Annotated in this window: 13 protein-coding genes; 5 read left to right on the top strand and 8 right to left on the bottom strand. The window is 65.5% G+C overall.

Features of this window, described 5'->3' with window-relative positions; translation table 11 throughout:
* Nucleotides 1-24 precede the first annotated feature (24 nt).
* Nucleotides 25-1,203, bottom strand: coding sequence for an acyl-CoA dehydrogenase family protein (locus tag B3T59_RS23935; protein ID WP_287005307.1), 1,179 nt, complete (start codon nt 1,201-1,203; stop codon nt 25-27).
* A 5-nt stretch (nt 1,204-1,208) separates the two neighbouring features.
* Entirely contained in the window at nt 1,209-2,774 is a 1,566-nt protein-coding gene (locus B3T59_RS23930; RefSeq protein WP_287005306.1) for a CoA-acylating methylmalonate-semialdehyde dehydrogenase, read from the bottom strand.
* A 245-nt stretch (nt 2,775-3,019) separates the two neighbouring features.
* Here B3T59_RS23930 and B3T59_RS23925 point away from each other — a divergent pair, with 245 nt between their 5' ends.
* Entirely contained in the window at nt 3,020-3,478 is a 459-nt protein-coding gene (locus tag B3T59_RS23925; RefSeq protein WP_287005305.1) for a flavodoxin domain-containing protein, read from the top strand.
* A gap of 36 nt (nt 3,479-3,514) precedes the next feature.
* Here the strand turns inward: B3T59_RS23925 and B3T59_RS23920 are convergent, their stop codons facing one another.
* Nucleotides 3,515-4,384 carry a DMT family transporter gene (locus B3T59_RS23920; RefSeq protein WP_287005304.1) on the bottom strand — a complete coding sequence of 290 codons (870 nt, stop codon included), beginning with the start codon at nt 4,382-4,384 and terminating at the stop codon, nt 3,515-3,517.
* Nucleotides 4,385-4,445: 61 nt separating this feature from the next.
* On the opposite strand from B3T59_RS23920, the gene B3T59_RS23915 reads away from it, so the two are divergent.
* The 4 genes from B3T59_RS23915 to B3T59_RS23900 all read left to right on the top strand — a co-directional run bounded on the left by B3T59_RS23915 (nt 4,446) and on the right by B3T59_RS23900 (nt 7,500).
* Nucleotides 4,446-4,796 carry a hypothetical protein gene (locus tag B3T59_RS23915; RefSeq protein WP_287005303.1) on the top strand — a complete coding sequence of 117 codons (351 nt, stop codon included), beginning with the start codon at nt 4,446-4,448 and terminating at the stop codon, nt 4,794-4,796.
* A gap of 19 nt (nt 4,797-4,815) precedes the next feature.
* Nucleotides 4,816-5,316 (top strand): SixA phosphatase family protein, encoded by a 501-nt coding sequence (locus tag B3T59_RS23910; protein WP_287005302.1) that lies wholly within the window; start codon nt 4,816-4,818, stop codon nt 5,314-5,316.
* 112 nt (nt 5,317-5,428) lie between these two features.
* Complete coding sequence (locus B3T59_RS23905) at nt 5,429-5,791, top strand: ArsR/SmtB family transcription factor (protein WP_064864963.1); 363 nt, start codon at nt 5,429-5,431, stop codon at nt 5,789-5,791.
* A gap of 65 nt (nt 5,792-5,856) precedes the next feature.
* A complete protein-coding gene (locus B3T59_RS23900; protein ID WP_287005301.1) occupies nt 5,857-7,500 on the top strand; it encodes a SulP family inorganic anion transporter in 1,644 nt (547 codons plus the stop codon).
* Here the strand turns inward: B3T59_RS23900 and B3T59_RS23895 are convergent.
* The 5 genes from B3T59_RS23895 to B3T59_RS23875 form a co-directional block, all read right to left on the bottom strand.
* Entirely contained in the window at nt 7,497-8,462 is a 966-nt protein-coding gene (locus B3T59_RS23895; RefSeq protein ID WP_197501514.1) for an esterase/lipase family protein, read from the bottom strand. The two genes, B3T59_RS23900 and B3T59_RS23895, sit on opposite strands and share 4 nt — an antisense overlap.
* On the bottom strand, nt 8,462-9,733 hold the full coding sequence (locus tag B3T59_RS23890) for a DNA polymerase IV (RefSeq protein ID WP_287005300.1): 1,272 nt from the start codon (nt 9,731-9,733) through the stop codon (nt 8,462-8,464). Before B3T59_RS23890 ends, B3T59_RS23895 begins: the two co-directional genes overlap by 1 nt.
* 74 nt (nt 9,734-9,807) lie before the next feature.
* A complete protein-coding gene (locus tag B3T59_RS23885) occupies nt 9,808-10,503 on the bottom strand; it encodes a hypothetical protein (RefSeq protein ID WP_287005299.1) in 696 nt (231 codons plus the stop codon).
* Between the two features lie 449 nt (nt 10,504-10,952).
* Complete coding sequence (locus B3T59_RS23880) at nt 10,953-11,750, bottom strand: carbon-nitrogen hydrolase family protein (RefSeq protein ID WP_287005298.1); 798 nt, start codon at nt 11,748-11,750, stop codon at nt 10,953-10,955.
* Between the two features lie 48 nt (nt 11,751-11,798).
* Nucleotides 11,799-13,460, bottom strand: coding sequence for a flavin monoamine oxidase family protein (locus tag B3T59_RS23875; protein WP_064864984.1), 1,662 nt, complete (start codon nt 13,458-13,460; stop codon nt 11,799-11,801).
* Nucleotides 13,461-13,596 lie beyond the last annotated feature (136 nt).

The following is a 13,596-nucleotide window of genomic DNA, read 5'->3' as shown; positions in this document are numbered from 1 at the left end:
GTGAGTGTGGTCAGGTGGAGTTGGTCAGGACTCGCGGAACCGTGCGGCCACCGACCGACCCACGACGACGCGCATGATCTCGTTGGTCCCCTCGAGTATGCGGTGCACGCGCAGATCGCGGACGATTTTCTCGATGCCGTATTCGGTGAGGTAGCCGTATCCGCCGTGGAGTTGCAGCGCCTGGTCGGCGACGGTGTAACAGGCGTCGGTGACATATCGCTTCGCCATTGCGCACTGCTCCACCTTGTCTGGCGCATTCGCGTCGAGAGACGACGCCGCGTGCCACAGCATCAGGCGAGAGCTCTGCAGCGAGGTGGCCATGTCGGCAAGGGTGAAGCGGATCGTCGGCTCGTCGATCAGGTTGTTCCCGAACGCCTTTCGCGACGCGACGTACGACGCCGCTTTGTCGAAGGCGGCCTGTGCCCCACCAAGAGACGACGCCGCGATGTTGAGTCTTCCCCCGTTGAGCCCGTTCATCGCGATCCCGAAGCCGATGCCCTCCTGCTCACCGAGCAGGTTGGTGGCGGGAACGCGCACCTCGTCGAGGATGACCTGCGCTGTCGGCTGCGCGTGCCATCCCATCTTGTGCTCCTGCGCCCCGAAGCTCAGTCCGTCAGAGCCGTTTTCGACGAGGAACGTCGAGATACCCTTCGGTCCGTCGCCACCGGTGCGTGCCATCACGACGTAGAGATCCGACGACCCGGCGCCCGAGATGAACTGCTTGACGCCGGTCAGCACATAGTGGTCGCCGACCTTCTCCGCGCGGGTCGACAACGCCGCGGCGTCGGAGCCGGCACCCGGCTCGGTCAGGCAGTAGCTCGCGATGGTCTGCATACTCGCCAACCGCGGAATCCAGTGTGCACGTTGTTCATCGGTGCCGTAACTGTCGACCATCCAGGTGCACATGTTGTGGATGGAGAGGAATGCCGCAACGGCGGGGTCGGCGTAGGCGAGCTGCTCGAAGATGCGCACACCGTCGAGTCGCCGCAGGCCGCTACCGCCGACGTCGTCTGCACAATAGATGGCTCCCATGCCGAGTTCGGCAGCCTCACGCAGTTCAGCGACCGGGAAGTGATCAGTCGCATCCCACTCCAGTGCATGCGGCGCAAGCTTTTTGGCGGCAAATGCCGCCGCGGTCTCGACGATGACGCGCTCGTCGTCGTCGAGGCCGCCGGTCGGTATGGCGGATGTCGTGGTGGTCATCGCCCTCAGTCCATCGTCGGGATCACGAACTCGGCGCGGCCGTCATACCCCGTCGCTCCGCTCGCCCCGTCCTTGACGCCCGACGGCCAGCGCGACGTGACCGTCTTGGTCTTGGTGTAGAACTGGATCGAGCTGGGTCCGTGCTGGTTGAGGTCGCCGAATCCGGAGCGCTTCCAACCGCCAAAGGTGTAGTAGGCCACCGGAACCGGAATCGGCACGTTGACGCCTACCATGCCGACGTCGACACGCGCGGTGAAGTCGCGGGCGGCGTCACCGTCCTGGGTGAAGATCGCAACACCGTTGCCGTACTGGTGATCCGACGCGAGTGCGAGTGCTTCCTCGTAGTCGCCCGCGCGCACGATCGAGAGCACCGGCCCGAAGATCTCGTCGGTGTAGATCGACATGTCCTTGGTGACGTGATCGAAGAGCGTGGGGCCGATGAAGAAGCCATTCGACAGGTCGTCGTCACCGTAGGTCTGTTCGTCGTTCGCACGCTCGCGACCGTCGATGACGAGCTCTGCGCCCTCCTCGACTCCCTTGCCGATGTAGCCCTTGACGCGCTCGAGTGCCGCTGCCGTGACCAGCGGACCGTAATCTGCCTTGGGATCGAGACTGTGGCCGACGCGCAGCGCGTTGACCTTGTCGATCAGCTTGGCGCGCAACCGTTCTGCGGTCTGCTCCCCGACCGGAACGGCGACGCTGATCGCCATGCATCGCTCGCCTGCACTGCCGTAACCTGCTCCGATCAGCGCGTCGGCTGCTTGGTCGAGATTGGCGTCGGGCATGATGATCATGTGGTTCTTGGCGCCGCCGAAACACTGCGAGCGCTTGCCGTTCGCCGCGGCGGTCGAGTAGATGTACTGCGCGATGTCGGAGCTACCGACGAAGCCGAGCGCCTTCACCTCCGGATGGTTCAGCAGCGCGTCGACGGCCTCCTTGTCGCCGTGCACCACCTGGAACACTCCGTCGGGAAGACCTGCCTGCGTGAACAATTCGGCGAGACGCACCGGAACCGACGGGTCACGCTCGCTCGGCTTGAGGATGAAAGCGTTGCCGCATGCGAGTGCGGGCCCGGCCTTCCACAAGGGAATCATGGCCGGGAAGTTGAACGGGGTGATGCCCGCGACCACGCCGAGCGGCTGGCGGATCGAGTGCACATCGATGCCCGAGCCCGCACCCTCGGTGAACTCACCCTTGATCAGATGCGGTATGCCGATGGCGAACTCGATGACCTCGACGCCGCGCTGAATGTCACCGAGGGCGTCGGCGTGCGTCTTGCCGTGTTCGAGCGACAGCGTCGTCGCTATCTCGTCGGCGTTCTGATTGACCAGGTCGACGAAGCGCATCAGCACGCGGGCGCGACGCTGCGGATTCCACGCGGCCCACTCCTTCTGCGCTTCGACGGCGGTTGCGACAGCGGCGGCGACGTCGTCGGTGCTCGCGAGGGGGACGGACGCCTGGACCGCTCCGGTGCTGGGGTTGAAGATGTCGGCGTGACGTCCGTCGGCCACCTCGACGCGCGCACCGTTGAGGTAGTGCGGAATGGACGGTACGGATGCAGCAGCGGTCACCGGTGATCACCTGTTCTGGGTTGTCGAGAGTCGTGGAGGTTTGCGGGGCCCCGGAGATGTGAGCCAGCGGACCCTGTCCCACACATACTAGGACATCCAAGTAATCTCGTAAACGCTTTCGACAAAGACTCCGATGCACCCCAGCGGCCAGTTAGGGTAGCCTTTGTTTGGTTGCGGTCGCGTGTCGATCGCACTCACAGACCCAGCAGGGTGAGAGCCCACCAGCGAAAACAAGGGAGCAGATCGTGTCCGTCGTCATCCTCTACGGCACCGAGACCGGCAACGGAGAGCTCGTGGCCGACGCCATCGCCGATGTCCTGGCTGCCGAGCACGATCCGTCGATCTACGACATGAGCGAGTTCGCCGTCGAGGATCTCGATCCCGACGACTTCCTCGTCATCGTCTGCTCGACCTACGGCGAGGGTGAACTACCGACAGGGGCCGAGCCGTTCGCCGAAGAGATCACCGAGACCACCCCGGATCTCTCCGGCGTGCGATTCGGCGTATTCGGACTCGGCGACACCATCTACGGCGAGACATTCAACCGCGGCGGCGAGCTCATGGCCGAACTCCTGACCCGTCACGGAGCAACCCAGGTCGGCGAGCATTTCCGCCACGACAACTCGTCGTCGATCAAGCCGGCGAAGGCTGCTGCCGAATGGGCGCAGGGCATCGCGAACGTGATCGAGCGCATCGACGCCTGAACGCACGCGCACGACGCCCGGCGTCGAACACTCCCGTCAGGCGACACTGCGGATCGGCGAGACCCTCGACTCACGCAGTTGCGCATCGCGTTCTTCGCCCCGCACCGCCGAGGATTTCGCGAGTTCGACGACGGAGCGGACCATCGCGGCGAGCACGATCCCGAGGAACAGCGCGGTGGGCACGGACACCTTGAGGTTTTCACCGAGGAGCACCACACCGAGCGCCATCGCCACGGCGGGCTCCATCACGTTCATGGCAGGGAACGACGTCTGCAGGTCGCCCGCGCCGAACCCTCTCTGCTGGGCCACCACGGCTCCCGCCGCCACCAGAACCAGGAGGTATATCTCGGGCCTCGCGAAGGTGTGGATGCCGTGGTGTGTCGCCTGGTACACCACCGTCTTGACCAGAAGCGCCGACACTCCGAACAGCGTTCCCGCTGCCAGCCCGTAGAACAGCGCTCGGTAGTGCGGGGTCGATCGCTCGGCAAGGACGACACACGCGATGACGACCGCCGCGACCACCGCCACAGTCCCCCACACCACCACGTCGTTGGGTCGTCGAAGCGACGGCTCAGGGCGAGAAATCAGCAGGAATGTTGCGACACAGCCGACGAGGATCGCACCCCATGCCCACTCCTTGAGCTGCGGATGCCGGTGGTCTGCCCACGCTTCGAGCGGCAACGCGAACAACACCGCGAGCACGACGAGGGGCTGGACCAACAGGATGGAACCCAGCCCGAGCGCCGACGCCTGGAGCACGAACCCGATGATCGCGATCACCGCACCGAGCCACCAGCCAGGAGTGATGGCCCCCGACGCGCGGGAAGCACGCTGCCGAAGCACCGTGCCTCCAGCGATCAGCAGTGCTGCAAGAGTAGCCAGCAGCGCGGGAAGCCAGGAGTGCACGGGAACCAGGCTAATGGTGTCGCAGCCGCTTTGCGTCGGTCTACCGCACTAATCTGAAGAGATGCGGGGCACACAACACAGCACTTCCGGGCACGACGACGCACGCGCCATCGCGTGGTTTCGGACCGAACTCGAACAACTCGCAACCCTCGACGCAGCCACGATCACCAAGGTCCTCGACGCAGCGCACACCGACCATTCGACCGTGCTGTCGATCATCGCCGACTGCCTCGACGAGGCCTACGAGTTCGATGCCCAGGCCGACGAGGCGTCGGTGGCAGGCAACGACGACCACGCGCAGTTCTGTCGGCAGGAGTCCGCGGCGTGGCGGGCGACCGTCACCGTGCTGCGTATCGCCGACGCCCGCCTGCGCGGCGATCACCGCGCAGGCCGGTCACGGAACATCGCATGAGCTGCTCGCAGAGCCTCTCATGAACACAGCACCCCGTACCTTGATTCTGATGCGGCACGGTAAGTCGGGCTACCCAGCGGGCGTCGTCGACCACGACCGACCGCTCGCCGAGCGGGGGCGTCGAGAAGCGGCCCTCGCCGGCGAGTGGATTCGCTCCGAAGATCTCCGAGTCGACGCCGTGCTCTGCTCGACCGCGACACGCACCCGCGAAACGCTCGAACGCACCGGGATCAGCGCGCCGACGACCTTCCTCGACGAGATCTACGGCGGCTCACCCCTCGACATCCTGGAGGTCGTGAGGGTCTATGCACCGGCAGATGCGTCGACCGTTCTGGTCGTCGGACACGAACCGGGCATGCCGGAGACGGCGCTCACCCTCGACCCGGGCGGATACATCGATCGCTTCCCGACCTCGGCATACGCCGTCGTGGCGGTGACCCTCGACTGGGATCGCCTCGGCCTCGACGCCGATCCCGACGCCGAACTCCTCGGCGTCCGAGTACCGCGCGCCGAGGCGTAGTTCGTCACACCCGACTCGACCCGAGTGGCCAGAAGTGCTATCAATGGATTGCGCAATTGCGTAATCCATCATTTCACCGCCCGCATATGTCAACACCGAGGAGGTCGGGCACATGACGACCAGCTGGCCGCAACCGCTCTACGAGATCAAGGCGAACCTGTTCAAAGGGCTCGCACACCCGGTTCGGATCCGCGTGCTCGAGGTGCTCAGCTCCAACGGTGGGCCGACGCCCGTCAGCGAACTGCTGACGATCACCGGTCTCGAACCGACGACGATGTCGCAGCACCTCGCGGTCTTGAAGCGTCACCGCGTGGTGCACAGCGAACGCGTCGGCAACGCCGTCTTCTACAGCCTGGCGAACTCGAAGGTCGCGGACCTTCTCGTGACCGCGCGCGGTTTCCTCGCCGACACGCTGGGTGCCGAACGCGACCAACTCGACTCGATGGCTGCGCTCCCGCCCGTCGTCGCCCAGTGAGCGCGACGGCCACAGGGTCGAGGCGTCCAAGCTCAGCGTGGCTGCATGCGATCACCCCGCGCCGCATGCTGCGACTCATCCCCACCACCGGCGACTACGCCGGACTGCGTCGGTCCTGGAAGTCAGACCTCATCGCAGGTGTCACCGTAGGCGTCGTCGCCCTCCCGCTGGCACTGGCCTTCGGCATCAGTTCGGGTGTCGGGGCAGCCGCGGGTCTGATCACCGCTGTCGTCGCGGGTCTCGTCGCCGCGATCTTCGGCGGGTCGCACGTACAGGTCTCCGGCCCGACGGGTGCGATGGCCGTGATCCTCGCGCCCATCGTTGCGGCGCACGGTATCTCGTCGATCGCGTTGGTCACGGTGATGGCCGGGATCATCGTGCTGATCGCGGGAGTCGTAGGTCTCGGACGGGCTGTCACGTTCATCCCGTGGCCGGTGATCGAGGGGTTCACACTCGGTATCGCCGTCATCATCTTTTTGCAGCAGGTTCCCGCGGCGTTCGGCGCCGATGCCCCGAAGGGCGAACGCACCCTGCCGGCGGCCATTCACGTTGTCGCACATGCCGACTGGAGCGTCGCGCTGCAGACACTCGGCATCGTCGCCGTGATCGCCGTGCTGATGGTCGGATTGCCGCGCATCCATCGGAGCATTCCCGAGTCGTTGACCGCGGTCATCCTCGTGACCGTGGTCGTCGGGTTCATGCACCTCGGGGTGCGTCGAATCGGCGAACTCCCCTCACACCTGCCTGCACCCGCACTACCACACCTCGACGTCTCGACCATGAAATCCCTTGCGGGAGCAGCTGTTGCCATCGCTGCGCTCGCGGCGATCGAGTCGCTGCTGTCTGCGCGGGTCGCCGCAACGATGTCGCCGACGGGACCGTACGATCCCGACCGCGAACTCACCGGCCAGGGACTCGCGTCCGTGGCGTCGGGGCTGTTCGGCGGTATGCCCGCGACCGGAGCGATCGCGCGGACGGCGGTCAACGTGCGCTCGGGAGCACGCACACGCGTGTCTGCCATCGTGCACTCGATCTTCCTGCTCGGCGTGGTCTATCTGGCGACGGGCCCGGTCTCGCAGATACCGCTGGCAGCGCTGTCGGGTGTGCTGATGGTGACCTGCTTCCGGATGATCTCGTCGTCGACCGTCCGAAAGATCATGCGTTCCACACGATCCGACGCTGTGATCTTCGTGGTGACAGCAGTCATCACCGTCTGCTTCGACCTCATCGAGGCGGTGCAGATCGGGATTGTCGTGGCAGCATTTTTCGCACTGCGGCAGGTCGCCAAGCGGTCGAGTGTGACGCGTGAGGAGCTACCGGGTCCAGCACAACCGGGCGATGACGCGATCGCACTGCTCCGCCTCGACGGAGCGATGTTCTTCGGTGCGGCAGAACGCATCTCGACGGCAATATCGTCCGGCGCCCACTCCGACACCACGGTGCGTGTGGTGATCATCCGGATGTCGCACCTCGGAATGCTCGACGCGACGGGGGCGCACACGCTCGCCGAGATCGTCTCCGATCTCGAGAGCCGCGGCATCACCGTCATCATCAAGGGTGTGCAGGACGACCATCTCAAGCTGCTCGAAGGCGTCGGAGTGATCGACGAACTCCGTCATGAGAATCACTTGATGACCAACCTCGACGACGCGATCGCCCATGCCCGCGAACATGTCTCGAACGAGAGCGTCTCCCCTGCAGGCTGCTAACCACCTGTGACGGGCGGCACGAACACGCACGGCACCGGTCGCGGATGCGCGGGGTCGAGTGCGTTGAGGACGTGTGCGACTGCTCGGCGGTCGGCCACGATCGACAGGTGGTCGGCGAAGTCGCGGTTGCATCCGTCCTGTAACTCGATGTTGCGCACCGACGCTCCCGGACCGCCGGGCGCAATACCGACCCAGTAGGGCGTGACGATGTCGTCGAATCGGGTGACGATGTTCGTGTAGCTCACTCCGGGAAGGTAGGGAGTCGGCTGTCGCACAGCGTGGTTGAAGTCCAGATCGCGCGGCGGCGCAACGCAGTCCGGGCAGCTCGGGCGTTTCGGTGTCGGTACTCCCAGCGCGCGTCGGAACCCGGCGATAGCCTCACCGCGCGCATCGTCGTCATCGGGTCCCTGGCGCCAGTACGGGGCGAGTGAGATGTAGTGCGCCACGTGGCCACGACCACCGAGGTACTTCATCCAATACGTGGGGATCTCAGTACCGAGTGAATGCCCGACGACGTCGACCTGGTCGGTGTGCGTCGCAGCCATGACCTTCGACATGAACGACGCGAGTTGCCAGGCGCTGTCTTCTTTGGGGCCGAGCCCACCGAGTGCCGACGCGGGCCACTGCGTCGACAAGGCTCCGTACGTCGGCGCGAAGACGCAGTAGCCCTCGTTGGCCAACACGGGTGCGAGCGTTGCCCAATTCGTCTGCTGTCCACCGCCACTGCCGTGCACGAGGACGACGGGTCGAGGGTGGCGCGGCGTCGGACGGCAGGAGAAGTCGTTGGTGCCCGGCAGGGAGCCGCCCGGATGCGCGAGTTCTGCGCGTGCGCCGTCGAGAAAGTTGTAGGTGACGGGAAGTCGGGGCGCGGCGTCGGCCGATGCTGCGCCGAACACAAGTGCGAGCACAGCCGCCAACGCCGCCGTGATCGCCGGCCACACTGCGCGAATCCTGTTCTGCATCAGGTCACCTCGAGGTCTAGATCGGTATCGGCGGTCGTCTCGGCGTCGAGGGGTACGAGATCCATGCGTACTCCGAGTAGTCGCACGGGGCGGTCGGCGTCGAATCGGTCGAGAAGATCGAGGACCACCGGTGTGAGTTCTGCGATGTTGACCGTCGGCGCGGCGAGCTTGCGCGATTTGGTCCTGGTGTAGAAGGTCGACGTGCGCACTGTGACCGCAACCCGGAACGGCACGCGGTCTTCGTCGATCACCTGGTCGAGCAGTTCCCGGGTCAATTGTTGTGCCGCGGAGTGCTTCTCGGCGACCGATGTCAGATCAGCGGGGAAGGTCCGCGACTTCGAGTGCGAGCGCGCCTCCCACGGTTCCGCGGTGATCGTCGAGTCGCCGTGGCCCCTGCACAGCACGTAGAGCCAATTGCCCTGGTGCGGACCAAATGTCGCGATGAGGTCGTCGCGCGGCGTGGCGATCAGATCGTCGACGGTGTCGATGTGATTGGCGCTGAGCTTCTGCGCGGTCTTGGGTCCGACGCTCCACAGCTCCCTGGTGGGACGCTGCCCCATGAGTTCTATCCAGTTGCGGTCGTCGAGCAGAAATACCTTGTCGGGCAACGGTTGCACCGGCAGGAAGGTCGACGACTCCACGGTCGCTTGGGGGGCTCGTGGTGGGAGCCTGTCGGGCTTCTTGGCGAACTCGGTGGCCATCTTGGCGCGCTGCTTGTTGTCGCTGATCCCGACCGACGAATCGAGGCCGGTTGCACCGAGAACCGCGGTGCGCATGCGGGCCGCGATCTCGGTGATCGCGGCGTCGTCGACGGCGTTGTTCGCGACGGATGCGGCGTCGTGCAGAGTTTCGGGGCCAACTGTTTCGGTGCCAACTGTTTCGGTGCCAACTGGTTCGGGGCCAACTGGTTCGACTCCCACGTATCCCTCGTCCCAGCCCCAGACCTCGACCGGGTACCCGAGTCCGCGGATCGTGTCCATGACCTCTGCCGACGCGGCGTCGTATGCCTCGGTGTCGAGGGGGACGAAGACGGCGTCGGGAAGCTTGCGGTGGGCGGCGCGCAGCGGCATGCCCGCGCGGACGCCTTGTGCGCGAGCCTCGTATGACGCGCACGTCACGACTTTGCGTGGCTCGGTCGGATCGCCGTTGCCACCGACGATGAGCGCGACGTCGGCGAGCTCGGGACTCCGCAGACGCTCGACCGAGACCTGGAATTGGTCGAGATCGATGTGCAGGAGCCACCGGAAGCGTTGCGGCCGATCCGTGCTCACGTGTCAAAGCCTACGGTCGCGCGCCGCTCCGCGCCGCAAGAACCACCGCCGACGCAATTCGCGGGCGCTGCTTATCAGCCCAAGCCGGCGACGCGGACAGCGCTGCCGCCCAACCCGATGTGCTGGCAGCTGGTGCGCAGCGCGTGCGGGTTGTAGCGAAGGATCGCGAGGTCGGTGGCGCCGTCGTTCTCGGGCGTCTGCGACGCCGGTGCGGGGACGGCGAAAAACGCGCTCGCCTTGCTGACGTAGACGGCGAACAGGTCGCGGTCGCGCGCTGTGAAGGTGGGTAGGGCGTGCGCCATGACCCTGCCGAGCACAGCACGGTCGCGGTGCAGCGGCGGCGGCACGAGGTTGAGGTTGCGCGAGGCTGTCGCGCAGTTCGTCGGGTCGGTGAGTGCGTGAACCGCAACGAAGAGGAACGCCAGCCGCACCATGTCGACCTTCGCGACGTCGTTGCCGTCCCGGTAATCGTCGACGATGCTCTGCAGTGCCCGAACCGGCAGCACTGCGGGAGCATTGTTGAGCTGATCTGCGGCGCTCGCGTCCTCGCCGATCGAATCGATCAGCATGCCGATCAATACGTCGACGGCGTTCTCGTGCCGAGTGACCGCCTGACGCAGCGCTGCCGACGTCTCGTCGATCAGGCCGAAGCGTTCCGGCTCGGCGAGCAGAACGTCGAGTCCCGGGATGACGATCAGCTTTTCGACCTCGATCGCCTCGATCAACACCGCAGGCCGCAAGAAGCTTCGCGCGCGTTGTTGTCGCCGCACACCTCGTCCCTGCCGCTGCGCTTCGGACGAGCGCGAACCCCTCGAACGCGCTTGTCCTATATGCGTGGACACTCCGAAATCCGTAGCCGCCTCGGTCATGAACCCGCCCCCCTTTTTTTCGACACTCGATTTTGTCGACACTCGATCGGATGACAGATCAGCATGAAAAAAGGGGTCACTACCGCCGAACTGAGCGCACGCTCTCGCGAACACCATCGTGGTGAAAGTGACCCCAAAAAGCATGACTACCAGCCGGTAGCTTACTGACCCGTAGGTAACGGTAGAACACGTGCCCACGTCATGTCCACACCCGAACGTGACTATCGACACATTCACCAAAGCGTCTCAGCAGGGGCTTCAACCTGCATCGATGCACATGGCGGATGTTGCTGAACCAAACTTCACATTGACTTCAGCGCATGGTGTGGCGGGTCCGAGGGGAAGTCGCGTTACGACAGCAAATCCGTGCGACGGTCGGCGAGGTAGGTGAACCGCTCGCGAGCGTCGTCGAGTGCTTTTCGCTCGACGTCGACGATCAGTAGTCCTGGTTCGCGCTCGGCACGCGCGAGCACCCGGCCATCCGGCCCGATGCCTTCGCTGAGGCCCCCGTACGCGAGATCGCCCTCGACGCCGCAGTAGTTCGCGTAGGCCACATACACGGTGTTCTCCAACGCGCGCGCCGGGAGCAGCACCGTCTGGACGGCGTCGTACTCGGGCATGTTGGCGGTGGGAACGCAGATCACCTCGGCGCCCCGGACGGCGAGATTGCGCACCAGTTCCGGGAACTCGACCTCGTAGCAGATGAGCAGCCCCAGACTCCAACCCCCGACGTCGATCACGGGAGGTGGTGAGACACCTACGGCCACGGCGTCGCGGTCGATGTCGCCAAACAGATGCGTCTTCCGGTGTGAGGCAAGGGAAATACCGTTGGCGTCGACGAGTCTGACGGTGTTGTAGACGCTCGAGTCGTCGAGTTCGGCGCATCCGTACAGGATCGCGATCGCGGTGCGTCGGGCGATGTTGCCGACGGCGTCGCCGAGTTTGCCGTCGACCGGGTCGGCCAGGCGTCGTGCGGTGCTCGGCGAGATGTTGTAGCCGGTCAGGTACATCTCCGGCGTGATCAACAGGTCGGCGTCGGCCTCCGCCGCCTCGGAGGCCGCTTGCTCGAGTCGGTCGAGATTGCCCTCGACGTCGTCGGCGACGGACTGGCACTGCCACAACGCAATTCGTAGTCGATCAGCGGGCATCTGAATCCTCTTTCTGCGGCGGGACGTCCTCCAGGAGCGCGATAGGGCTCACGGGCCTATGTCGATGGGTCCGAGCTCGGCGAACACATCTCCGGGCCCCGGGTTGGACGGGTGCGAGGCGCCGCCGAAGTGTGCGATCACTCCCCAGACCGCGTTGAGTCCGGTCTGCACAGCACCCTCGACCCACGCGGGCGTGAACGAGACGTCGTCGCCCGCGATGAAGATGCCGCGCTCGGCGTCGGGCAGATGCTCTTGACCGTGAAAGTGGTTGTACATCCTGGTGTTGTAGCGATAGTGCCCGGGCAGCGCGCCCTTGAAGGCACCGAGAAAGTTCGGGTCGTCCTCCCACGAGACGGTGATCGGGCGGCCGACGATGTGCGACGCGATGTCGAGGTCGGGGTAGATCTTCTTCAGTGCTGCGAGCGAGAGTTCGACTCGTCGGTCGACCGGATGCGGCAGCACTTTCAGCGCATCGCTCATCCACGTGTACGAGAGGCAGATGACGCCGGGACGGTCGGGGCCGTTGTCGAAGAGGTAGGTGCCGCGGGTGAGGCGATCGGTGAGCGTCATGCTCAAGACGTCGCGGCCGGTCGTCGGGTCGGTGTCGGTCCAGAAGGGACGGTCGACCATGACGAACGTCTTCGACGACTGCATGTAGCGGGTGCGATCGAGCGCCATCCAGAGGTCCTGACTGAACAACGATTCGTCGCACTCGATCTCGGTCGACAACAGCCACGCCTGGCAGGTGGCGACCACCGCGGAGAACACCCGCGAGTCGCCCCAGCGGTCGGTGACCTCGATGCGGTCGGGGCCGAGTCGTCGGATCGCGGCAACACCCGCGCGTGGCGCGCCGCTGTGCAGCGACGACAGACTCGTCCCGACCGGCCAGTGCGCGATGCGGTGCGGCGTGGCAGACCACAGTCGATGCGGAACCTGTTCTGCCCCACCGACGATCAACCTCTGCTCGGTGTCGCAATTCGTCACGACGACGCGCAGGATCTCGAGCATCGAGTTGCCGAAGTCCGAATCCCAACCGCCAGTGCCGAATCCGACCTGCCCGAACAGCTCTCGATGCCGGAAGGTCGCGTTACCGAACTCCTTCGACGTCGCGAGGAAGTCGTAGAAGCTGCGGTCGTCCCACTCGCGGACGAGTTCGTTCCACATCGATTTGAGCGTGGCGGTGTCGCGCGCGCGGATCGCATCCTGCAGTGCCGAGAATCCCGCGATGCGTTCGAGCGCCGAATCCCAGGCGTCGGAGATCTCGCGATAGATCGGCGGCAGGTCGTCGAGCGTCTTGGCGTAGAACGTCTCACCACCGAGATCGATGACGGTGCTGCCCGCGGCCTCGGTCAGCGGGTTGGGAAATGGGCGCGAACGCAGACCGAGCGCGTCGACGTAGTGGAAGAACGCGCTCGACGAGACGGGGAACCGCATGCCGCCGAGCTCTGCGACCTCGGGCTCGCCCGGCACGAACTGCTCGGAGCGCAGCCGTCCGCCGATGCGATCGGGCTCGTACACGACGGGCCGCAGACCGACCCTCATCAACTCGTACGCGGCGACCATGCCCGCCATACCCGCGCCGATGACCGCGACCTCCGCGCCCAGCGCGTCGTCGGGCACGCGACCGAGACCCGCGGGGTTGCTGATCCAGTCGTCGTATGCGAACGGGAAGTCGGGGCCGAAGATGGTGACAGGTGCGTCTGGCTGCACGTGTCAACCCTATGGTCTGGCGCGCTGACGTGCGTGACTTCGGCTCGGCGCGCATGGTCGACGGTCTCGAGCGCACGGTCGGCGGTCTCGTGCGCACGGGCGATGTGACCCACGTCGCCCGAAGTCCGCGGGAACC

The sequence above is a fragment of the Gordonia sp. UBA7860 genome (genome assembly GCF_002500165.1).
GTDB classification, from domain to species: domain Bacteria; phylum Actinomycetota; class Actinomycetes; order Mycobacteriales; family Mycobacteriaceae; genus Gordonia; species Gordonia sputi.
Note: the sequence above shows the minus strand (reverse complement) of the source record. Positions and strands in the feature narration are given on the sequence as shown.